This window comes from Shumkonia mesophila, from assembly GCF_026163695.1.
Taxonomy (GTDB): Bacteria; Pseudomonadota; Alphaproteobacteria; order Rhodospirillales; family Shumkoniaceae; genus Shumkonia; species Shumkonia mesophila.
Genome location: NZ_JAOTID010000032.1, coordinates 1 through 21,277 on the forward strand (window position 1 = coordinate 1; position 21,277 = coordinate 21,277).

At 60.7% G+C, this 21,277-nt stretch carries 20 protein-coding genes; 9 read left to right on the forward strand and 11 right to left on the reverse strand.

The features are described from left to right. Positions 1-91: 91 nt before the first annotated feature. Positions 92-1,069 (reverse strand): 2-hydroxyacid dehydrogenase, encoded by a 978-nt coding sequence (locus ODR01_RS24455; RefSeq protein ID WP_316980337.1) that lies wholly within the window; start codon positions 1,067-1,069, stop codon positions 92-94. A 426-nt stretch (positions 1,070-1,495) separates the two neighbouring features. Between ODR01_RS24455 and ODR01_RS24460 the strand changes: the two genes are divergently transcribed. The 7 genes from ODR01_RS24460 (at position 1,496) to ODR01_RS24490 (ending at position 8,497) form a co-directional block, all read left to right on the forward strand. Continuing rightward, positions 1,496-2,446: a LysR family transcriptional regulator gene (locus ODR01_RS24460; protein WP_316980338.1), complete on the forward strand. Its 951-nt coding sequence runs from the start codon at positions 1,496-1,498 to the stop codon at positions 2,444-2,446. Positions 2,447-2,790: 344 nt separating this feature from the next. After that, positions 2,791-3,753 carry a tripartite tricarboxylate transporter substrate binding protein gene (locus ODR01_RS24465; RefSeq protein ID WP_316980339.1) on the forward strand — a complete coding sequence of 321 codons (963 nt, stop codon included), beginning with the start codon at positions 2,791-2,793 and terminating at the stop codon, positions 3,751-3,753. Positions 3,754-3,851: 98 nt separating this feature from the next. Next, positions 3,852-4,283 carry a tripartite tricarboxylate transporter TctB family protein gene (locus tag ODR01_RS24470; protein WP_316980340.1) on the forward strand — a complete coding sequence of 144 codons (432 nt, stop codon included), beginning with the start codon at positions 3,852-3,854 and terminating at the stop codon, positions 4,281-4,283. Next, positions 4,280-5,809, forward strand: coding sequence for a tripartite tricarboxylate transporter permease (locus tag ODR01_RS24475; protein WP_316980341.1), 1,530 nt, complete (start codon positions 4,280-4,282; stop codon positions 5,807-5,809). Before ODR01_RS24470 ends, ODR01_RS24475 begins: the two co-directional genes overlap by 4 nt. 48 nt (positions 5,810-5,857) lie before the next feature. Next, positions 5,858-6,739, forward strand: coding sequence for an amidohydrolase family protein (locus tag ODR01_RS24480; RefSeq protein WP_316980342.1), 882 nt, complete (start codon positions 5,858-5,860; stop codon positions 6,737-6,739). A gap of 66 nt (positions 6,740-6,805) precedes the next feature. Beyond that, positions 6,806-7,609, forward strand: a complete 804-nt coding sequence (locus ODR01_RS24485; protein WP_316980343.1) for an HpcH/HpaI aldolase family protein — start codon at positions 6,806-6,808, stop codon at positions 7,607-7,609. A gap of 192 nt (positions 7,610-7,801) precedes the next feature. After that, positions 7,802-8,497, forward strand: a complete 696-nt coding sequence (locus tag ODR01_RS24490) for an IS6 family transposase (protein WP_316980344.1) — start codon at positions 7,802-7,804, stop codon at positions 8,495-8,497. 255 nt (positions 8,498-8,752) lie between these two features. Here the strand turns inward: ODR01_RS24490 and ODR01_RS24495 are convergent, their stop codons facing one another. Continuing rightward, positions 8,753-9,610, reverse strand: coding sequence for a GntR family transcriptional regulator (locus ODR01_RS24495; protein WP_316980345.1), 858 nt, complete (start codon positions 9,608-9,610; stop codon positions 8,753-8,755). A 67-nt stretch (positions 9,611-9,677) separates the two neighbouring features. On the opposite strand from ODR01_RS24495, the gene ODR01_RS24500 reads away from it, so the two are divergent. Continuing rightward, positions 9,678-11,066, forward strand: a complete 1,389-nt coding sequence (locus tag ODR01_RS24500; RefSeq protein ID WP_316980346.1) for an IS1380 family transposase — start codon at positions 9,678-9,680, stop codon at positions 11,064-11,066. 190 nt (positions 11,067-11,256) lie between these two features. Here the strand turns inward: ODR01_RS24500 and ODR01_RS24505 are convergent, their stop codons facing one another. The 9 genes from ODR01_RS24505 to dgoD (ODR01_RS24545) all read right to left on the reverse strand — a co-directional run bounded on the left by ODR01_RS24505 (position 11,257) and on the right by dgoD (ODR01_RS24545) (position 19,772). Beyond that, positions 11,257-12,081: a GntR family transcriptional regulator gene (locus tag ODR01_RS24505; protein ID WP_316980347.1), complete on the reverse strand. Its 825-nt coding sequence runs from the start codon at positions 12,079-12,081 to the stop codon at positions 11,257-11,259. Then, positions 12,029-13,303, reverse strand: a complete 1,275-nt coding sequence (locus tag ODR01_RS24510; protein WP_316980348.1) for a TRAP transporter large permease — start codon at positions 13,301-13,303, stop codon at positions 12,029-12,031. Before ODR01_RS24510 ends, ODR01_RS24505 begins: the two co-directional genes overlap by 53 nt. Then, positions 13,303-13,791 (reverse strand): TRAP transporter small permease, encoded by a 489-nt coding sequence (locus ODR01_RS24515; RefSeq protein WP_316980349.1) that lies wholly within the window; start codon positions 13,789-13,791, stop codon positions 13,303-13,305. Before ODR01_RS24515 ends, ODR01_RS24510 begins: the two co-directional genes overlap by 1 nt. Before the next feature lie 64 nt (positions 13,792-13,855). Next, a complete protein-coding gene (locus tag ODR01_RS24520) occupies positions 13,856-14,851 on the reverse strand; it encodes a TRAP transporter substrate-binding protein (RefSeq protein WP_316980350.1) in 996 nt (331 codons plus the stop codon). A 64-nt stretch (positions 14,852-14,915) separates the two neighbouring features. After that, the gene (locus tag ODR01_RS24525) at positions 14,916-15,935 is read right to left on the reverse strand and encodes a zinc-binding alcohol dehydrogenase family protein (RefSeq protein WP_316980351.1); all 1,020 of its coding nucleotides are present in this window, start codon (positions 15,933-15,935) and stop codon (positions 14,916-14,918) included. 34 nt (positions 15,936-15,969) lie between these two features. Further along, positions 15,970-16,611, reverse strand: coding sequence for a 2-dehydro-3-deoxy-6-phosphogalactonate aldolase (locus ODR01_RS24530; RefSeq protein ID WP_316980352.1), 642 nt, complete (start codon positions 16,609-16,611; stop codon positions 15,970-15,972). Between the two features lie 34 nt (positions 16,612-16,645). After that, positions 16,646-17,410 (reverse strand): SDR family NAD(P)-dependent oxidoreductase, encoded by a 765-nt coding sequence (locus tag ODR01_RS24535; protein WP_316980353.1) that lies wholly within the window; start codon positions 17,408-17,410, stop codon positions 16,646-16,648. Between the two features lie 37 nt (positions 17,411-17,447). Next, positions 17,448-18,596 (reverse strand): galactonate dehydratase, encoded by a 1,149-nt coding sequence (gene dgoD, locus ODR01_RS24540; protein ID WP_316980354.1) that lies wholly within the window; start codon positions 18,594-18,596, stop codon positions 17,448-17,450. Positions 18,597-18,638: 42 nt separating this feature from the next. After that, a complete protein-coding gene (dgoD, locus tag ODR01_RS24545; protein WP_316980355.1) occupies positions 18,639-19,772 on the reverse strand; it encodes a galactonate dehydratase in 1,134 nt (377 codons plus the stop codon). A gap of 178 nt (positions 19,773-19,950) precedes the next feature. Here dgoD (ODR01_RS24545) and ODR01_RS24550 point away from each other — a divergent pair, with 178 nt between their 5' ends. Further along, entirely contained in the window at positions 19,951-21,273 is a 1,323-nt protein-coding gene (locus tag ODR01_RS24550; RefSeq protein WP_316980356.1) for a PAS domain S-box protein, read from the forward strand. Positions 21,274-21,277: the final 4 nt, after the last annotated feature.

The window sequence follows — 21,277 nt, forward strand, 5'->3', positions numbered from 1 at the left end:
CCATTGTCCCGCCAGGCATAGAAATAGCGCTGAACCGTCGAAACCGGCGGAAACCGCTCAGGCAAGGCCCGCCACTGTGGCGGTATCGGCGTCACTTGACCACGACGATCGCGTCATCCGGTGCCAGCGGCTCGTCGCGCAGGACAAGCTGCATGTTGGCGAGGGCTCGACGGGCGACGTTCTCGACATTGTCGAACACGCCACCGCCACCGTGCGGCGTCAGCGTCACTTGGTCGAGGGTGAGCAGAGGGTTGTCCGGCGACGGGGGCTCGTCGTGTAAGACGTCTAATCCCGCCCCCCGCAACTTGCCCGATGAGAGGGCGTCAAACAGCGCCTTTTCGTCGACGAGTTCGCCGCGCGCGGTGTTCACCAGGATCGCGCCGTCCTTCATCTTGGCGATGGTCTCGGCGTTGATCATATTGCTGGTCTCATTGGTCAGAGGCGTGTGCAGACTGACGATGTCACTGCGGGCCAGCAACTCGTCGCGCGAAACGTAGGTGGCCCCCAGGGCGCGTTCGCTGACCGGATGGGCGCGCCTCGGGTCGTAGTAGAGTATCTCGGCCTCAAACCCGCGCAAGCGGTGGGCGACCATTCGTCCGATGTTCCCAAACCCGATCAGGCCGACCGTCTTGCCGTTGATCTGGAAGCAAGAAGACCGCAACTCCGGTTTCATCCATATTCCCTCTCGCATCTTGCGATCGACCAGCGGCAGCCGGCGATAGATCGCCAGCATCAGCAGGATGGCCTGCTCGGCGACCGGACCGGCGTTGGCGCCAAAGGTGATCCCGACCGGGATCCCGGCCTTCTTCGCGGCGACCAGGTCGATCTTGTCGACGCCGATCCCCCACTTCTGGATCAGCTTGACTTTCGGGGCATTGGCAATCATCTCGGCGTCGACCGGGGCGGTGCCGACCAGGAGGAAGTCGGCGTCCGCGGCGAGTTCCATCTGCTCCGCGCGGTCGTAGGACTCTGCGAACCGGAAGTGGAAGCCATCGGGGGCCACCGCCTCGATTTCCGAGCGGACGGCGGGCACGAAAACATCGAGACAGTTTACTTTCCACGTTTGCATGGTTTTCCTCGGTGAGCTAAGGGTTGCGCCGTGAAGCGGCGATCGCTCTCTGCGTTGCCGGCCGGCGCGATACCTCCGCCGTTCCGAACGGTTCGATCACAAACGAAAAATCTCATGTCCTGACGCCCGCGGGATGTCGGTTTCCGCTGTTTCGGATGCCTCCCCATTCGGTTGGACGCCCCCGAGATGGGGCGGGGCGCCGATCGTTCGAGAAGGCGCTCGGTCGACGTTTTCCTGGCGACCGGTAGAATGATAACGGAACCCCGGGATTAACTAAAATGAATATGCTTTTGAGTCATATAGATGAAATCTATGGAGTAATGTGCTATGGAACCGGTGGAGAGACCGCGCAACGTCGGCGCTTCGGCGGTCTCGGCGACAACGGTGCGGCGCCTTCGGATGCCGAACGGACAACGGGAGGGTCGAATGAACCTTCGTCAGCTCGAAGTCTTTCGCGCCATCATGCAGACGGGATCGGTCACCGAGGCGGCACGGATGATGAACGTATCGCAGCCGACCGTCAGCGTGATCCTGAAGCACGCCGAGAGCCAGATCGGCCTGAAGCTGTTCCAGCGCATCGGTAACCGGCTCCACCCGACGCCGGAGGCGGCGGTCCTGTATCCGACCATCGAGAGCATCTTCGCGCGGGTCAACTATCTCGAGGAAGACCTGAGAAAGCTGAAGGACGGCCGCTCGGGCATGTTGCAGATTGCGGCAACTCCATCGCTGACCCGGTCGATCTTGCTTCCCGGTCTGAAGTTTTTCTGCAGGGCGTACCCGTTTGCCCACGTCGTGGTGCGCGGCGGCCCGACGACGGAAACCATCGCGGCCGTCGCCCACCACAGGACCGAGCTGGGCCTCACCTACACCTCGGGCGAGGGCGAACTGGTCGAGGCGGAGGCTTTCCACGAGACCGAAATCTCCTGCATCATGCGAAGCGACCACCCTCTCGCCCGCAATGAGACTGTCGACGTTTCCGATCTCAAGGATTACTGCATCGTTTCGAACGTCTCGGGGACCCCGCTGCGGCGCCGGATCGACGCCGCTCTGCAGGCGGCCGGAATGCCCGCCGAGGTGCGGATCGAGGCCGGCACCCTGGACGTGTACGAAATATGCCGGCTGGGGATCGGCGTCGCCATCATCGAAAAGGCGCCCTACTCGGTTGGGCGCCAACTGGGTCTGGTTTGCCGTCCGCTAACCCCGCGGATCACAGCGCAGTCATATCTATTGTTTCCTGCACAGCGCCCGCGCAGCATCACGGTGCGGCGGTTCGTCAACATCCTCAAGTGCCTTTTCGCCGGCGACCCCATCGACTCGCTGACTTGGCTAGACGGAGATGTTCGCGAGGAGATGGCGGCAGAGCGACGCGGCCTGTAGCCCCGATCGCAATCGCTGGCCATGCACCGCCAGTCGCTGCCCGCGAGGAATTCCGCGGCACGTCCATCTATTGATCTAAGCTATGGATCGCCAAAGACATTTCATTAGACATAATACTCGCCCCCCATCAGACTCGATGCTTGGGAGAGTGTAAGAAACAACGAATCCATAGCGTGGACTGGGTAAGCGAGAAGGACAACGCGGCGACGGTCCGGTGGTCCACGGGACGCCGGACGCGGATGTTGGTCGCAACGATTTCAAGCCCGCAAAGTGACAGGCGGCGATCGGCATTCGCCGCGACGATTTGGGTACTTTTATGAGGCTTCCCGGGTAAGGAGGACACCATGAGACTCTCGAACAAAATGGCCGCTGCGGTGGCCACGGTCCTGGCCCTGTCGATCGGTCAGGCCGGAGCTGTCGACTGGCCGCAAAAGCCGATCACCCTCATCATCGGGTGGGCGCAGGGAGGTGGTGCGGACATCACGTCCCGCGCGGTTTTCCAGCCTCACGTCGAAGACATTCTTGGCCAGAAGATCATCATCAGGAACCAGACCGGGGCCGGCGGCGAAGTGTCGTTCACGACCCTCGCCCACTCGAAGCCAGACGGCTACACCTTTGGATGGACGGTCACGCCCAACCTGTTGTCCTTCCCCATTTCAAGGAAGACCAACTACAAGTTTGAGGACCTCGTCCCGGTCGTCAACGTCAGCTACGATCCGGGCGTCTTCGTGGTGCCGGCGGACAGCCAGTTCAACTCGCTCAAGGACCTTGCCGCCTACGCGAAAGACAACCCTGACAAGGTCACGATCGCCAACGGCGGCACCGGCGGCGACGACTTCATCGCGGTGGAGCTGTTCATGACCGCGTGCAATTGCCAAGTGACCCAGGTCGCCTACGCCGAGGGAACCGGGGCGTCGATTTCGGGTCTGCTTGGCAAGCACGTCATGGTCTCCGCGATCAACGCCACAGAATCAAAGAAGTTCCAGGACGCCGGTCAGGTAAAGGTCCTCGGCGTAATGGCGGACAAGCGCGTCGACATCATTCCCAACGTGCCTACCTTCCGCGAGCAGGGCTTCGACGTCATCAGCGGTTCGTACCGCGGCTTTTCGGCTCCCGCCGGCACGCCGGACGAGATTGTCCAGAAGATGGCGGACGCTGTCGAGGAGACCATGAAGAAGCCGGAGTTCCTGGATCGCGCCAAGAAACTCCAGCTGATCCTCGAATACATCGGTCCCAAAGACTACAAGAAGTTCCTTCTCAAGGTGGAACACGACATGAAGAAGATCTACGCCAAGCATCCTTGGTAAGGTGACTTCTGGATGTCTCTTGTAAGGGAGAAACACCGAGTACAGGAGCCCGTTGGACGCTGACGTCGAACGGGCTCCCGCGCTCAGGTGATCGCATTATGAGAAGTGATTTCGCCGACCTTACCATCGCCATACTCGTCATCGGCTTGGCCGTCCCGGGATGTTATGACGCAGTTGACTTCCGGTCTGGCGCCAAACTGCTTCCTCTGTTGGCCCTGGCGACCCTTATTGGCCTGAACACGATTCTCATCGTCAAAACGATCCTCCAGAAGCACGACGTGAAAAAAATAAACATCCCAATCTTGCGTGTGTCTTCGTTATTGTTGATGTGCTTGACCTACACTTTTCTCATTGAAAAAATCGGTTTTTTCATTTCATCAACCCTGTTCTTCATCGTGATTGTCGGGATTTTTGACCGGAAGCGGCTGGTCCCGTCCATCTTCGCCTCCCTCGGCGTCTCGGCCTTCATCTATCTCGTTTTTTCGCTCGGCTTTAGCATCTACCTGCCGACAGGGGAGCTGTGGGGATGATGGATGCCGGCGATTTCCTCAATAACCTAGCCCTCGGCCTGTTGGCGCTCCTCAACGTCAAAGCCATCGCCCTGATGGTCTTTGGCACCGCGATCGGCATTGCGGTGGGGGCGATCCCGGGCCTTTCGGGGACCATGGCGGTCGCGGTGCTGGTCCCGGTGACCTTCGTTCTGGAGCCGGTGGCCGGACTGGCCATGCTGGCGGGCATCTACAACGGCGCCATCTACGGCGGCGCGATTACCGCGATCTTGATGCGGATTCCGGGAACCCCAGCCGCCGTCGTCACCATCTTCGACGGCTACGAGATGACCCGGCAGGGGAAGTCGGCGGTGGCGCTGGAGGCGGCGATCTCGTCGTCGACGGTGGGCGGGATCATCAGCGTCCTGGTGCTGCTGCTGGTCGCCCCACCGCTCGTCAAGATCGCCCTGATGTTTGGCCCGGCCGAATATTTCTGGGTGGCGATGTTCGGCCTGTCCATCGTCGCCAGCCTGTCATCGAATTCGATGATCAAGGGCCTGATCGCTGGTGCCGGTGGCGTCTTCATCTCGGTGATCGGACTCGACCCCCAGACCGCATTTGCCCGGTTCACTTTCGACGTTCCCGAGTTGCTCAGCGGCTTCGACGTAATCACCGTGATGATCGGCCTTTTCGCGCTGCCGCAAGCGTTCACACTTCTCGGCGCAGCCAGCGGCGGCGACAAGGAGATAGTTAAGCAAAGCACGAAGCGGGCGCCGATGTTCGGGCAGTTCCGCAAGTTCTGGAAGACCTACATTCGCTCGGCCATCGTCGGCACAATCGTTGGAATCATTCCGGCGGCAGGCGGCAACATCGCGTCATTCGTTAGCTACGACTTGGCTAAGCGGCGGTCCAAGAACCCAGAGACCTTTGGCACCGGCGAGGTGGAGGGCGTCATCGCCTCCGAGGGAGCCAACAACGGGATCACCGGCGGCTCGTTCGTGCCGCTGCTGACCCTCGGAATCCCGGGCAGCACAACCACGGCGGCGATCATGGGCGCGTTCATGGTCCACGGGCTCGACCTCGGCCCGCAGCTTTTTACCGACAATCCCGAGGTTGTCTACGCGCTGATCTGGGCGTTGTTTCTCACCAACATCGTGATGTTCCTGATGGGGTATTTTGGCGCCACCGCCTTCATCCGCATCCTCAGGGTTCCCGACAGCTTGATGGCAGCAGGAATCATCGTGTTCTGCGTCATCGGCGCGTTCGTGATGCGCTCGAACATATTCGACATTTACATGCTGTTCGCCTTCGGTGTCCTCGGCTACATCATGGAAAAGATGGCGTTTCCACTCGCGCCCCTCGTCCTCGGTGTGGTTCTGGGGCCGCTGATCGAAACCAATTTGCTGCGCGCACTGACCATTTCGCACGGCAATTTCTTTGCGCTGTTCAATTCCGTCATCTCATGGATCTTCGTCGTCCTGACCCTCTTGTCGTTCTTCGGGGCGCTGAAGCGGTCGGCCATATCGAACATCTGGCAGGATCGCTTCCGCAAGCGCAACGAAGCCTGACTTGGGGACCCGCGATGGCCGGGACAGAGGAAAAGAGGTTATATAAACATGAACGTCCAGAAAGTGCCCTTCCGCGTGCCCGAGAATGCCTGTGATTGCCATATGCACGTGTTCGGTCCGATGGACCGGTATTCACTGGCGCCGATGCGCGCCTACACGCCGCCGCCGGCCACCCACAAAGACTACATCGCCCTGGCCGAACCCCTTGGCCTCAGGCGATTCGTCGTCGTCCAGCCCAGCGCCTACGGCACCGATAATCGATGCCTCCTCGATACCCTCGACGCGTGCCGCAACCAGGCGCGGGGAATTGTAGTCTTCGATCCGTCGACCATCGCCGATCACGATATCGCCGCCATGCACGAGCGCGGGGTCTGCGGAGTCCGCGTCAATCTGGTCAGTTCGAGCACGGCCTTGTCGAGCGGCGTCGTCGCGTCGATCCGTCTGCTAGCCGATCGCATCGCTCCGTTCGGCTGGCATCTTCAGTTTTTCGTTGGGCTGGCGCAGATCGCCGAGATGGCGCCCGAATTGCCAACCATTTCAGTTCCCGTCGTGTTCGACCACATGGGCAACGCCCGGGCCGAACTGGGCACGGACCAGCCGGGATTCGCCACGCTGGTCGACCTGGTGGCGTCGGGGCAGTGCTGGGTCAAGGTGTCGGGGGCGTATCACATTTCGAACGATCCCCAATATACGGACACCGGGCCGATCGCCCGCGCCCTGATTGGTGCCAATGCCGACCGCATCGTCTGGGGTACCGATTGGCCGCACATCGGCAAGACCGCGCGGCGGCTGGAGCGGAACCCCGGCATCGTTCCCTACCGGAAGATTGACGACGCCGGACTTCTTTCGCTGCTGGGCGACTGGACCGACAGCGACGACGTGCGCCGAAAAATCCTCGTCGATAATCCCCGCGCGCTCTACGGCTTTTAATCTAGCGGCGCCGGAGCCGCAGCGAAGACATTCCATCAAGAAACCGGCTCAAAGGAGAAACGAACCATGTCGGAAAGCTTTGCGGATTTCGCCCGGAACCTGACCAAGATGAGGCTCGCCAGCGGAAAGCTTTCGGTGTGTATGTCATTCCGCCAGTTCGAGAACGTCGAAATGGTGAGGGCTGTGAAAGCCTGCGGCTACGATAGCCTTTACGTCGACCTGGAACACGGCCGGGTTTCTCCGCAAGCAGCCGCCCAAATCTGTGCGACGGCTCTCGATGTCGGCGTCGCGCCGCTGGTTCGCGTCCCTAAGATCCAGTCTGACCTCGTCGGCTTCGTGTTGGATGGCGGCGCGATGGGGATCATCTTTCCCCACATCGACACCCCGGAACTCGCCAGGGCCGCGGTCGCAGCCTGCAAGTATCCGCCGAAGGGCCATCGCGGGTTTAACAGTGCGATCCCGCAGACCGGATACCGGAAATGGCCGGCTGTCGAGGTTCGCGAGGTTCTCAACAACGAAACTCTGGTGATTTGCCAGGTCGAATCCGGGGAATGTGTCGAAAATATTAACGAGATCGCCGCTGTCGACGGCGTTGACATCCTGTTTATCGGGACCAACGACCTTTGCGCTGATCTGGGGATCGACGGGCAACTCGACAGCCCTGAGGTTGAGCACGCCTACCGGGCGACGATCGACGCCTGCAAGAAATACGGAAAATATTGCGGGGTCGGCGGCTTCTCCGGGCGCGAGGACCTGATAAAAAAGTACATCGAAATGGGTGGCCGCTTCATTTCCGCCGGGGCCGACCAGGCGTTCTTCATGGGCGGCGCCAGAAAACGCGCCGAGTTTATCAAAAGCATTAATATGTAGTCCCTCTCATCGATACGGACGCCGGCATCCGCCGAATGGATGTTTCGACGACTTCCTCCTTGCCTATGTTTGCCCGCTTGGTGTCGATCCGCTCCCCCGCGTCTATTCGGCCCACTCTTCGGCAAGCACAATTTTTGGCATTGACAAGTCAACTCACTGGCCCCGCCGACCTCGACCCGGTAGCCTCGACGGATGACCAAAATTTCCTACAAACGCCACCGGTTTCCTCCGTCCGTCATCCAACATGCGGTTTGGTTGTATTGCCGTTTCACGTTGAGTTTTCGTGATGTCGAGGATCTTTTCGCCGAACGTGGCCTTGATATTTCCTATGAGAGCGTTCGGTGCTGGGTCCTGAAGTTCGGCACCGCTTACGCCGGAACGATACGCAGCCGCAGACCACGTCCCGATTGCCGGTGGCATTTGGACGAGGTGTTTGTCTCGATCCAGGGCAAGAAAATGTACTTATGGCGGGCCGTCGATAGTGAGGGCGAGGTTCTGGATATCCTGGTCCAGGCGCGACGAAACAAGAAAGCCGCTTTGAAACTGATACGCAAGCTTCTGAAGAAGCAGGGATTTGCGCCCTCTACCGTTGTCACCGACAAACTGCGGTCCTACGGCGCGGCTTTCCGGGATCTGGGTCTAACGGCCCACCATGAGACAGGGCCGTACGAGAACAACCGAGCTGAAAATTCGCATCAACCGGTGCGACGACGAGAACGAAAGATGCAGGGCTTCAAGTCGCCAGGATCTGCCCAGCGCTTCCTTTCCATTCACTCCATCATCTACAACCTCTTCAACACGCAGCGGCATCTCATTTCACGAAAGACGAACCGGCAATTCCGCGATGAAGCGGTGTCGGAGTGGCGTCGTGCGGCGGCGGCTGCGTAAAGGGAATTCGGATTGACATTTTCCGCGCCGGTAACCGACAACTTGACAACGCCTCGCCCGCCTCAAGGGTTTGAAGGGCAAGCTGCGGATCAAGCCGTCGACGCCTTCCGGGATGGACAAGGCGGCGGTCAAACGGGCGGATCGGGAATGGCGGAAGCGGAATGGATGATTCATCCGAGAACGCCAAGAGCAGCACGACCGGTCCTCAAGTGATTTTCCTCTGACATGGCCAGCCTGACCGACGACCTAATCTCGTTATTTCTTTTTAAAGAGCTGGTCGTTCCTTTCCCGAATCTCCGGGATGACCTTCAGGATATTCCTCAGATGAACCCTCATGGCCTGTTCGGCCGCATCCTCATCGCCGTCGATCAGTGCATCGACGATGCCCTGATGCTGCCCGATGACCTCGGACGGCACGAACGGAAGGGGAAGCGACAAGCGCCGCACGCGGTTGAGATGCGCCGTCACGAGTTCCACGGTTTTCCAGATTCCCGTTAGCCTCGAAAACGAGCAGATCAGCTTATGGAAATCCTGGTCCAGAAGATAAAACCGTTCGAACTCGTCTGCGGAAAGGGCTTCTTTCTGTTTCTCCAGAATCGTCAGCAAGGAGCTTCTGAAGGCGTCGTCCATATGAGTGGCCGCGCGGCGCGTTAGGCTGCATTCGAGGGACTCACGAATGAATTGGGATTCGATAAGGGTATTCATATCCAACAGTGATACGAAGGTACCCAGATGAGGCACGCTTTGGACAAATCCCTCTTCTTCCAGTTTCTTGAGTGCTTGGCGAATGGGGGTTCGGCTGACGCCCAACCATTTGGAAAGCTCGCTTTCCGAGAGGACATGCCCCGGCTTCAGGTTGAGCGACACGATTTCCGACCGCAGTCTCGCATACACCTGTCCAGACACAGGCTGGCTACGATCGACGTCGAAGCCTTGGAGGGGGTTCGTCGCGGAAAACACAGAATTTCTCAAAAAAAGCCGCCTATCACCAAGAGGCAAAAGAAAAATATTATGCGCGTTTAAATGGTGGGGCAATTCCCATGTCGACTTTCCCCATGCGGCCTCGAATAGCGGCGGCGAGACTAGCCTGGATTTCTCAAACTCTGGGTGCATCGGGGCTCTGAATCTGGGAAAATTCTTGTGCGAGCAAGGATTTAACCCAGCCCAGAGGAGTTCCCCGATGCCGACGGAGTGTACTCCGGATCTGTTTGGATTTGCACCTGTTGAAGGCCGTCGTGTGGAGGCGGCGTTTGACGGCGGGACGATGACCTCGGATGCCGGGGCGCTGCTGCTGGGGGCGACCGATCGAGCGATCGGCCTGATCGAGCGCTTTGCCGCCTGCTTTGACGATGGGCGCCGGGCGGAGCTGATCGAGCATGAGGTGCGCACGCTGGTTGGCCAGCGGGTGATCGGCATCGCGCTGGGTTACGAAGACCTGAACGACCACGATCATCTGCGCCATGATCCGGTGATGGCGGTACTGGCCGGCAAGCTGGAGGCGAAGCGGCGGGACTGTGCGCCGGTGGCCGGCAAGTCGACCTTGAACCGGCTGGAGCTGAACTCGCCGGTGCCGACGCTCTACCACAAGATCAGCTATCGGGCGGCGGCGGTGGAGGCGCTGTTGGTGGCGCTGTTTGTGGAGGCGCATCGCACGCCGCCTTCACAGATCGTGCTCGACCTGGATGCGACGGACGATCCGCTGCATGGCGAGCAGGAGGGCCGCTTCTTCCACGGCTACTACGATTGCTACTGCTATCTGCCGCTGTACATCTTCTGTGGCCGGCACCTGCTGGCGGCGAAGCTCAGGCGCTCGAACATCGACGCGGCGGCCGGGGCGCTCGACGAGGTGGCGCGGATCGTGGGGCAAGTGCGCCAGCGCTGGCCCGCGGCGCGTATCCTGCTGCGCGGTGATTCCGGCTTCGCCCGCGAGGAGCTGATGGCTTGGTGCGAGGCCACCCGGGTCGACTATCTGTTCGGGCTGGCGCGCAACGCCCGGCTGGTCGGCGAGATCGAGCCCGATCTGGCGGCGGCGCGGGCCGAGGCTGCGGCGAAACGCCGGCCGGCGCGGCGCCACAAGGACTTCCAATGGACCACCCTGGACAGTTGGAGTCGCCGGCGCCGGGTGGTCGGCAAGGCCGAGTGGATGCCGGGCCGCGACGACGGCGCCAATCCGCGCTTCGTGGTGACCTCCCTGGGGCGCCACGAGATCAAGGCACGCCGCCTCTACGAGCGACTGTACTGCGCCCGCGGCGAGATGGAAAACCGCATCAAGGAATGCCAGCTCGACCTGTTCGCCGACCGCACCTCGGCCCGCAGCATGCGGGCCAACCAGCTGCGGCTGTGGTTCGCCGCGATGGCTTACGCGCTGCTCTGCGCGCTCCGCCGCATCGGCCTGGCCCTCACCCGCTTCGCCAAGGCCACCTGCGGCAGCCTTCGGCTCAAGCTGCTCAAGATCGCCGCCCTGGTGCGCCTCAGCGTGCGCCGCATCAGGTTCGCCATGCCGGCGGCCTTCCCCGGCCAGGCCGAGTTCCGAACCGCCCACCAACGATTATCCGCCGCCGCGGCGTAAGCGGCTCCGCACAACCCTTCCCGTCCACAACAGAGGAACAGCAAGAAACCGACCCAACCGCCGAGCGGCGGCCGTCGGCCCACGCCTCGGGCCGGCCTCACCCAGCCCGGTCGCCGCTACGAAACCGCTGACCGCACTCAAACACAACGGTTTGAGAAATCCGGGCTAGCGGAAAGGCAGGTATTCAGCGCTAATCGGCGGGGCTGAAATAATGGGTGTGTTCGGCCCGGATTTCCGGAAGCACTTTGAGGATGTTGTTCAGGTGCTTGCGCATGGCCTTTTCCGCGCCATCCGGATTGCGCGCGACCAAGCAATCCAGGATGTCCTGATGCTGCTCGACGGCCTCGGTGGGCACGAACGGCAACGACATGGAAAGGCGGCGAACCCGGTTCAAGTGGGAAACGACGAGTTCGACCCGCTTCCAGATTCCCGGCATGCCGGACATCGAGCAAATGGTCCGGTGGAAATCCTGGTCGAGGAGATAGAATTTCCGATCCTCTCCCGCTTCGACGGAGGCGGCCTGCTCCGCCAGAAGATACTGCAGGGTTTCCGTGGTTTCGGGGTCTATTCGTTCCGCCGCCCGCCGGATGAGAGAGCATTCCAGGGATTCCCGGATGAACTGCGCCTCGATGAGAACACCCACCCCGAAGAGCGAGACGAATGTCCCCAGGTTAGGAACGCTTTCGACGAACCCTTCCTCCTCGAGTTTTTTGATCGCCTGGCGCGTCGGTGTGCGGCTAACGCCGAGCCGGTTGGCCAGTTCGCTTTCGGAGAGCACGTGTCCCGGCTTCAACGCCAAGGAAACGATTTCCGAACGAAGCCACAAGTAGATTTGGTCGCTGATTGAACGGCTGCGGTCGAGATCGAAATCTTCCCTCGGGTTCATAAGACGTTTCGTCCTCAAGGAATCCTCGGTATGAGTTTCAGCACGACAGGCCTTGGCTCCGTTTCGTCTGCCGGAACTAATAGAAAAGGCCCGGCAGCCAAAGGGAAATCGCGGGAATGAAGGACACAAGCATCAAAATTCCGATGTTGCACGCGAGAAACGGCAGGATCGCTCGGCTGATGGCGCTCAGAGGTATCCGGGCGATGTTGGCGGCGACGAAAAGACAGACGCCGACGGGCGGAGTCGTCAGTCCGATCATCAGGTTGAGGACCATGATGATCGCGAAATGAATCGGGTCCACCCCGAACTGTGTCGCGACGCCGAGAAGCGCCGGAAACAGAATGATGAGAGCGGCAATGGTTTCCATGAACGTTCCGACGAACAGTAGCAGCAAATTCACGAAAAGGAGAAACTGATACTTATCGGTCATGAACAAGGACATGGCCCGCGCGATCACCTGCGGAATCTGCTCGCTGGCCATGATCCAGCCGAAAACGTTGGCCAGCCCGACTAGAAGGATGAGGGCTCCCGAGCTGATCGCGCTTTCGATGATGATGTGCGGTACATCCTTGAGGCTGAATCCCTTGTAGATGAACAAACCGACGACAAAGGCGTAAAGGACTGCGATGATCGAGGCTTCGGTCGGCGTGAACACGCCGCCAACGATTCCGAAGATGATAATCGCGGTCATCAGCAGCGCCCAGAATGCTGCCCGGCTGGCACGCAGCAGATTGGCGAAACCACCCCATACGCCCTTGGGATAACGGCGATAGCAGGAATAGGCATAGGTGGTGACCATCATGCCCACCCCCATCAGCAACCCCGGAACCGCGCCTGCGAGAAACATCTTCCCGACCGACAGGCCGGCCAGCGTCCCGACGATGATCATCGGCACACTGGGCGGGATGATCGGCCCGACGGTCGAGGCGGCGGCGGTGAGCGCGCCGGCGAAGGCGCCGTCGTAGCCCGACTTCTTCATCGCCGGGATCATCACCGACCCGATCGACGCGGTTTCCGCGACCGCCGTGCCGGAGATGCCGGCGAAGATCATCGATCCAGTCACGTTAGCCAAGCCCAACCCGCCCCGGATATGCCCGAGCAGGGCATTGCCGAAGCGAACGATCTGGTCGGTGATGCCACCGCCGTTCATCAGGTTGCCGGCAAGCACGAAGCCGGGAATGCACAGGAGCACGAAGCTGTCCATTCCCGCAAACATGAACTGAGGAACCACGGCAAGGTCGATATCCGCGCCGATCAGATAGACGATGGCGGCCGAGGCCAGGGAGATACCGACCGGAACGCCCAGCAGAAGGAAGACAACGAAGGAGCTGAAGAGAGCGATGATCAACATCAATCCTGGTTCCCGTCCGAATGTGGTGTGGAGTGCGTGGCGAAAAGCCGCGCGACGGAGAAGACGATCAGCGAAATCGGGATGATGATCGCGATGCTGTAGATCCACGGCATGGGCAGGCTGATCGAACGAGCGATCTCGCCGAAGCTGGTTCCGACGTAGAAAAACGCCGGTTTGACGATCACGGCGGCGAACGCGATCACCACTAGGACCGACAGGACGCTGGCGACTCGCGTCCCTCTCGGCGGCAACATGTTGACGAACAGGTCCACCGCCACGAGCTCTCCGCGCAACTGCGCCAGGCCGCAGGAAAAGGCGACGAGGTAGAGCACGGAAAACCGTGCGATCTCCTCGGTCCATGGAGGCGCCGGAATACCGGGGAGTCTTCCGATGACCTGGAGCGTCACGCTGCCGACCAGGACGAGAAAGGAAATAAGTGTTCCGGCGCGGCAGATGGCGATCAGGCCGGAAACCAGACGGGTCCACATGGCGGGCCTCCTCATGCCGAGGGAAAAGGGAAGGGCGCGGGGAACCGCGCCCTTCCGGGGAGTACTATTCCGTCGCGAGAATCTGCTCGTAGAGGTCGAACAGTTCCGGACTCAGGGCGTCTTTGATCGCGCCCTTTGCCTTCGCCGCGAAAGCCGCCTTGTCGGCGTCGACGAAGGTCATTCCCTTTTCCTTCATCTCGGCTTCGAGTTTTTGCTCGTCCTGCAAGAACAGCTGGCGCTCGTAGGCCTGCATCACCTTGGCCGACTCATAGATCGCGTCCCGGTATCGGGGATCCATCTTGGCCAACCGCTTCGCGTTGCCGACGATGTAGATCCAGGTGATGACGTGCTCGGTCTTGTTCACGTAGTCCTGGACCTCGTAGAAGCTCTGCGACTTGATGAAGGCCAGCGGATTTTCCTGCGCCTCGATGGTGTGGTTCTGCAATGACGTGAACACTTCCGAAAGAGACATCGGCGTTACCTTCGCGCCGAGCGCCTCCCAGACTTTCACGTGCAGAGGCACATTGGAGACCCGGAGCTTGATCCCCTGGAGATCGTCGGGAGTTTTGATCGGTCGGTTGGACGTCAGATTGCGGGGACCGCGCGCGAAATAGGCGATGGGCTCCAGTCCCGTTTTCTCGACGATGTCCTTTTTGATTTTGTCGCCGATCGGCCCTTGAACGATACGGTCGAGATGGTCGATGCTATGAATGGCGTACGGAACGCCGATCAGGACGGCGCTGGGAACCCAGGTCTGGAGGGATTCCCCGATCATCGAGAAATCCACGGTGCCCATCTGGACGCCCTTGATCTCATCGACTTCCTTACCGAGTTGCTCGTTGGGATAGATCTTGACCGCGACTTCGCCGTTGGTCCGGTTCGAGACTTCTTCGGCGAATTTCAGGAATGCCTTGTGCCAAATGTTGTCCTCGTTCGCGATATGGCCGAGTTTCAGTGTCATCTTCGGTTCGGCGGCGGCCTGATGGTTCAGGCCGACCATGACGCTAATGCCCAAGACGGCAGCAAGCAGCGAACGGGCAGGGCGGCGTTTCCCAATCATAATGATGTCCTCCTTGGTTCTTATTCGGTTTTCCGCCGTTCCGGCATCCGCCCGGAACGGCCGATCAGGAATTGAAAGTGAGTTGGACCTTCAATGTGCTCTGGGGGGCGTTCTGAATGAGATCGAAAGCCGTTCTGGCTTCCTTCGATGAAAAGACGTGACTGATCATTTCCAACGGCTGCAGGAGTTCGTCCTGCAGCCATTGGACGACCTGCGGGATCAACCGTCGGTTCAAACGCGATCCGAAAACGGCGAGTTCCTTCCGGTTGACTTCCCGCTGATCGAGATTGCTGGGGGCGCCGGAAAAGCCCAAAAGGCCGATCCGTCCTCCGGAGCCGACGACGTGGCACGCTTGGTCGAGAAGGGCCGGGACTCCGGCTGCGTCGATGACGACAGAGGGGCCGAACCCGCCGGTTTTCGCGGTCGCGACCCCTTCAAGCGTTTCGGCCCCCGGATCGATGGTGACATCGGCCCCCAGAAAGGTCGCGCGTTCGCGGCGGGCTTCGTCGGGATCGCTGACGAGGCATCGGGCGCCATGCAGCTTGGCGATCTGAAGTACGGTCAGGCCGGCCGTTCCCGCACCGAAGATCAGGACGGAATCTTCTGCGGAGCAGCCGGTCCGCGACAGGATGTTGGCGCCGACCGAAAACGGCTCGGCCAACGCGGCGATCTCGAATGGCATGTCGGCCGGGACTTTTATGGCGTTGGCCGCGGGAACGGTCGCGAAATCGCGAAATCCCCCGTCGTGGTGAACGCCGATGACCTGCAGGTTCGTGCAGACGTTCGGGCGTCCGGCCTTGCAAAGGGCGCAATGTCCGCACGCGATGACCGGATCGGCGACGACGCGATCGCCGATTTCGAGCCCAACCACACCATCGCCCAGGGCCGAGATTTCGCCGGCGAATTCATGGCCGATGACGCGGGGGTATTTTGCGAAGGGGTTCGACCCGTGAACGATATGGATGTCCGATCCGCAGATGCCGGCGCGACGGACCTTGATCTGGACCTCGCCCGCTTTCGGAGGGACTGGCGCTACATCCCGCAACTCCAGGCGGTTCGGCGCCTCGACGATGATCGTCGTCATGTTTTCCGTTGCTCCTTTGGTTCGGGATCCCGGGTCAGCCGTTGACGAACTGCTTGGTGGCGGCGACCAAGCTCTTGGCCGACACTCGGATGTCGACGAGGCTTTTGCCCGATTTGTAGAGGTTGGAGCCGATCCCGAATCCGTTGGCGTTGACTTTCCAGTAGTCGGCCATGTTCTTCTCGCTGATGCCGCCGACCGGAATCACCTTGGCATCCTTCGGCAGCACGGCCCGGATCGCCTTGATGACGTTCGGCGGGCAGGCCTCGGCGGGAAAGATCTTGATCGCGTCCGCGCCGCACTTAAGGGCAGCGAAGGCTTCTGACGGCGTCTGGATACCGGGACAGCAATAGAGGTCCAGTGCCTTGGCGGTCCGGACGACCTCGGCGTCGAAGTTTGGGGCGACGATCAGGCGGCCTCCGGCGTGCGCGACCTTGCCGACATCCTCGGCCGTCAGCACGGTTCCCGCGCCCGTCACCATCCGCGAGCCGAAGGCGTCACTGACGCGCCGGATGCTCTCGAAGGGTTCCGGCGAATTCAGCGGCACCTCGACGATGCGGAACCCCTCGGCGAACAGAAGGTCCGCGACGGGCACTGCTTCGTCGGGTGTTATCCCCCGCAGGATGGCAATCAGCGGCAGTTCCGTCAGACATTCGGTTAAGTTGGGAGATGTTTGCATGTCTTCGTTCCCGTAGAAAAAGGCGTTGGATGTCCTAGAAGGCGTAAAGACCGCCGCCGTCGACGGCCAGGATGTGTCCGTTCACGTACCGCGCCGCGTTCGAGACGAGATAGGCGACGGCCCAGCCGATATCCTCGGGGTCGCCGACGTAGCCCGTCGGGACCCGGTTCAGCACCCGCTGTTTGCGGTCCGGATCGCCCTTCCAGGCGTTGCGCAGGATGTCGCTTTCGATCCAGCCCGGAGCTACCGCGTTGACGCGAATTTTCCGCCCTCCCAGTTCGACGGCGAGCGACCGCACCATGCCGACGTAGCCCGATTTGGCCGCCGAGTAGCCGATGACCTGCGGGATTCCCAGAAACGAGGCCATGGAGGCGGTGAAGACGATGTTGCCGCCGCCGGCTTTCAGGAAATGCGGAACGATCGCACGGCTCAGCGCATAGGCGCCGCCGAGATGAACGTTCAGGACCTTGGCGAAATCCTCGAATTCCGTTTCCTCGAACTTCTTCTTGACGGTGTTTCCGGCGTTGTTGACGAGGATGTCGATCAGGCCATGGGTTTCGAAGAGGCCGTCGATCAGGGGTTTGGCGCCCGCGAAATCGGTGACGTCGAAGGTCACGCCGGACGCCTTGGCGCCGATGGTGTCGCAGGCCTTCTCCACCGTGTCGGATCGGGTTCCGAGGACGATCACCTCGGCGCCGGCCTCCACCAGGCATTGGGCGATCGCCAAGCCGAGCCCCCGGCTCGCGCCGGTGACGAGCGCTCGCCGGCCCTCGAGTGAATACGCTTCTTGGAAGTTCACTTCTTTTCTCCGTTTCTTCTTGTATGGACCGGCCGGTTCACCATTCGGCGACCGAGCCGTCCGGATGCCGCCAGAGGGGATTGCGCCAGCGGTGCCCCTCCTTCGCCCGCTCGGCGACGTAGGATTCGTCGATTTCGATCCCCAGGCCGGGGCCATCGGGAATGGCGACGAAGCCGTTCTCGTAGGTGAAGACGGTAGGATCGGCGAGGTAGTCCAGGACGTCGTTCGAGGTGTTGTAGTGAATCCCCAGGCTTTGCTCCTGGATGAAGGCGTTGTAGCTGGTCGCATCCACCTGAAGACAGGCCGCCAGGGCAATCGGGCCGAGCGGGCAATGCGGCGCGAAGGCCACGTCATAGGCTTCCGCCATCGCCCCGATCTTCTTGCATTCGGTGATCCCGCCGGCGTGCGACAGGTCGGGCTGGACGATGTCGACCGATCCCGCGGCAAGGATCTCCTTGAAATCCCAGCGAGAAAACAGGCGCTCGCCGGTGGCGATGGGAATCGATGTCGCCTGGGCGATGCGGTGCAGTTGATCGAGGTGTTCGGGCAGCACCGGTTCCTCGACGAACAGCGGACGTAACGGTTCCAGTTCGTGAAGCAGGACCTTGGACATCGGACGGTGCACCCGTCCGTGAAAATCGATGGCGATGTCCAGCTTGGGACCACAGGCATCGCGCAGGGTGGCAACCCGTTCAATAACTGCGTCGACCTTCTCGAACGAATCGACGATCTGCATCTCGTCGCAGCCGTTCATCTTGATAGCGCTGAACCCGCGGCTCATGGCATCCTTGGCCGCCTTGGCGACGTCGGAAGGACGGTCGCCGCCGATCCAGGTGTAAATCCGGATCCGGTCGCGACAGCGTCCGCCCATCAGTTCATGGACGGGAAGCCCATAGTGGCGGCCCTTGATATCCCAGAGGGCTTGGTCGATGCCGGCGAGGGCGCTCATCAGCACCGGACCTCCCCGATAGAAGCCGCCTCGGAACAGGACCTGCCAATGGTCCTCGATGCGTAGAGGATCCTGGCCGACGAGATAGTCGGCCATTTCGGCGACGGCGGCTTCAACGGTATCCGCGCGTCCCTCGACGACCGGTTCTCCCCATCCCGACACACCGGCATCGGTCTCGATTTTCAGGAACAGCCAGCGAGGCGGGACTTTCCAGGTGGTGAGCTTGGTGATCTTCATTAATATATCGTTCGTCTGCTAATCGTTGCGAGGGCGGCGTCCTCACCAGTCGGCGACAGATCCGTCTGGCCGGAAACATTCGTGGATCTTGGCGATGACGGTTGCCTTTTCTCCTTCCTGGTGAAAAGTTCCGCCCAGCCCCGGGCCTTCCGGAACGCCGCAGCAACCATCCTCGTCCACCGTAACCATTGGTTCGGCGATCCGACGGAAGGCGTCATGGTCCTCGTGGCGATGCTCCAGCATAGCGAAGGCCTGGGCGCTGGCGGCCAGATGGAGACTGGCCAGAACCTGCAGCGGACCGTTGGGGTTATGCGGATTGAAGGCGACTCCGAAGGTTTCGGCGAGGACGGCGATCTTCCACATTTCGGTGATTCCGCCGGCATTGGAGACATCCGGCTGGATGATGCCGGCGGTTTGCTCCTCGAGCACTTGGCGGAACCCCCAACGGGTGAACAGCCGCTCACCTACAGCGATCGGCGTTTTGAAGATTTCCGCGCAGCGACGGAGATCCTGCACGGACTCAGCCGCGACCGGCTCCTCTAGCCAGAGCGGTCCGGTATGCCTGATCGCCTCTTCGATGGCGATGGCACCGGAGGCGGTCGGCTTGCCGTGCAAATCAACGGCGAAATCCCGATCGTCGCCAAGTTCGTCGCGGACCGCCTCGCAGCAGGCCACGACCGTCCGGATTGCTTTCCGGTCGACGACGGGGCCGATGGCCGGGAGAGGATAGAACTTAACGGCGGTGTAATTCAGCGCCAGGGCCGCCCGGGTTCGGGTCCGGAATTCGTCGGGATCTTCGGAGAGACCGATGTTAGCATAGAGCCGGATGCGGTTGCGCACCGCACCGCCAAGAAGCTTGTAGATCGGCAAGCCGAGGCTTTTGCCGCGAATGTCCCATAAGGCTACGTCCACCCCGGACAGGGCACTCGTCAGAATCGGCCCTCCCCGCCAGTAGCTATGCCGATACACCCGCTGCCAGCACCATTCGGTGTCGGTCGGGTCGGCTCCGATGAGAAAGGCTTCTAGATCCCGAACGGCGCCAGCCACTCCCTGCGGCTTTCCGGGCAGAGAACATTCTCCGTAGCCGACAATGCCGGCATCGGTTTCCACCTTCACATAACACAGGTCGCTCACCGGTCCGGGAACTGGAAAAACCTTGATCGCAGTTATCTTCATTGGATCTCTCGGATTTGTTTTTTTGTTTGTCGGCGCTTGCGTCCGGCCTTTTTCGCAAGAAAGTCAATTGTATACTGGTATACCGGCATACAGTCAACGACGTTGTAAAGGACTTCTGCCTCCGATCGTTCGAGGCACTTTCAGCTTGTGAATAGACGTCACCAGGAACGAAAGAGACCTGCGTGAGAGCGAACAGCGCTTTGCCAAGGCATTTCTTTCGAGCCCCGTCGCCATGGTCATTTCCCATATGGAAGATGGAGTGGTCTATGACGTCAACGAGCGCTGGTCGGCGTTATCCGGCTACACCCGGGAGGCGGCCCTTGGAAAGACTGCCGCCGAACTGAGACACTGGTCCGATCTGGCTCAACGGGCGGCCTTTGTCGAGCAACTGAATCGCGACGGCGCCATACTCAACTTCGAGGCACAGTTCCGAACGCGGGACGGCGACGAGCGAACGGTGCTGGTCAGCGGAGAGATCATCGCGATCCGCGGCAAGTCCCGCCTCCTGCTCGCGCTTGACGACATTACCGCGCGAAAGCGCGCCGAGGAGGCCGTGCGCGACAGTGAAGCGAAATTCCGCAGCCTCGTCGAAGGATCGATCCAAGGGATCTCGGTCAGCCGGGACGGCAAACTGCTGTTCGTGAATCCTAGCTTTGCCGCCATTTTCGGCTACGCAGATCCAACAGAAATTCTCGATCTCCCCTCGACCGATCTGCTGTTCGCACCGTCCGAGAGGGAACGCCTCGGGGTCTCTCGTGAAAGGCGAAATCGCGGAGAGGCCATTGACGACACATACGAGTTCGAGGGACTGCGCAAGGACGGCACCGCAATCTGGGTGGAGTACCGGACAACCGGTGTCGAATGGGCCGGGCGTCCGGCGGTGCTATCTGCGGTCGTCGATATCACGGAAAAGCGCACTCTGGCCCGTCAATTGGCTCATGCCCAGAAGATGGAGGGCATCGGGCAATTGGCGGCAGGCACGGCACATGATTTCAACAACCTGCTGCAAGTGATCCACGCGAATCTTGAGCTGATCGAACTCGAGGTAGCTGGGAATATACGGGCCTCGGAGTTCTTGGAGGCCGCGAGTCACGCCGTTCGCCGCGGCGGGAAACTGACGCAGTACTTGCTGTCGTTTGCTCGCCAACAAGCGCTGAGTCCGACAATCGTCGATGTAAACAGCCGGATCAGGGAGTCGGCTCCGGTACTGGGCCGACTGCTGGGCAAGCACATTGAAGTTTCGATCCGCCTGCAGGACGGGATTGCCGCAATCATGGTTGATGCCAGCTCTTTGGAGACCGCCATTCTCAACCTCGTCCTAAATGCCCGGGCAGCAATGCCGAATGGCGGGAGGCTTGTCATCGAGACCAGCACGAAACGAATACAGGATGGGATTGTTACCGAAGACAGAGTTCTGCCGGCCGGCAATGACATGAGACCGAAGTTTCCTCCGGTCATAGGTAGAGCCCAGGATGGTGTTGATGCCCGATATGGGCGGTGATGGC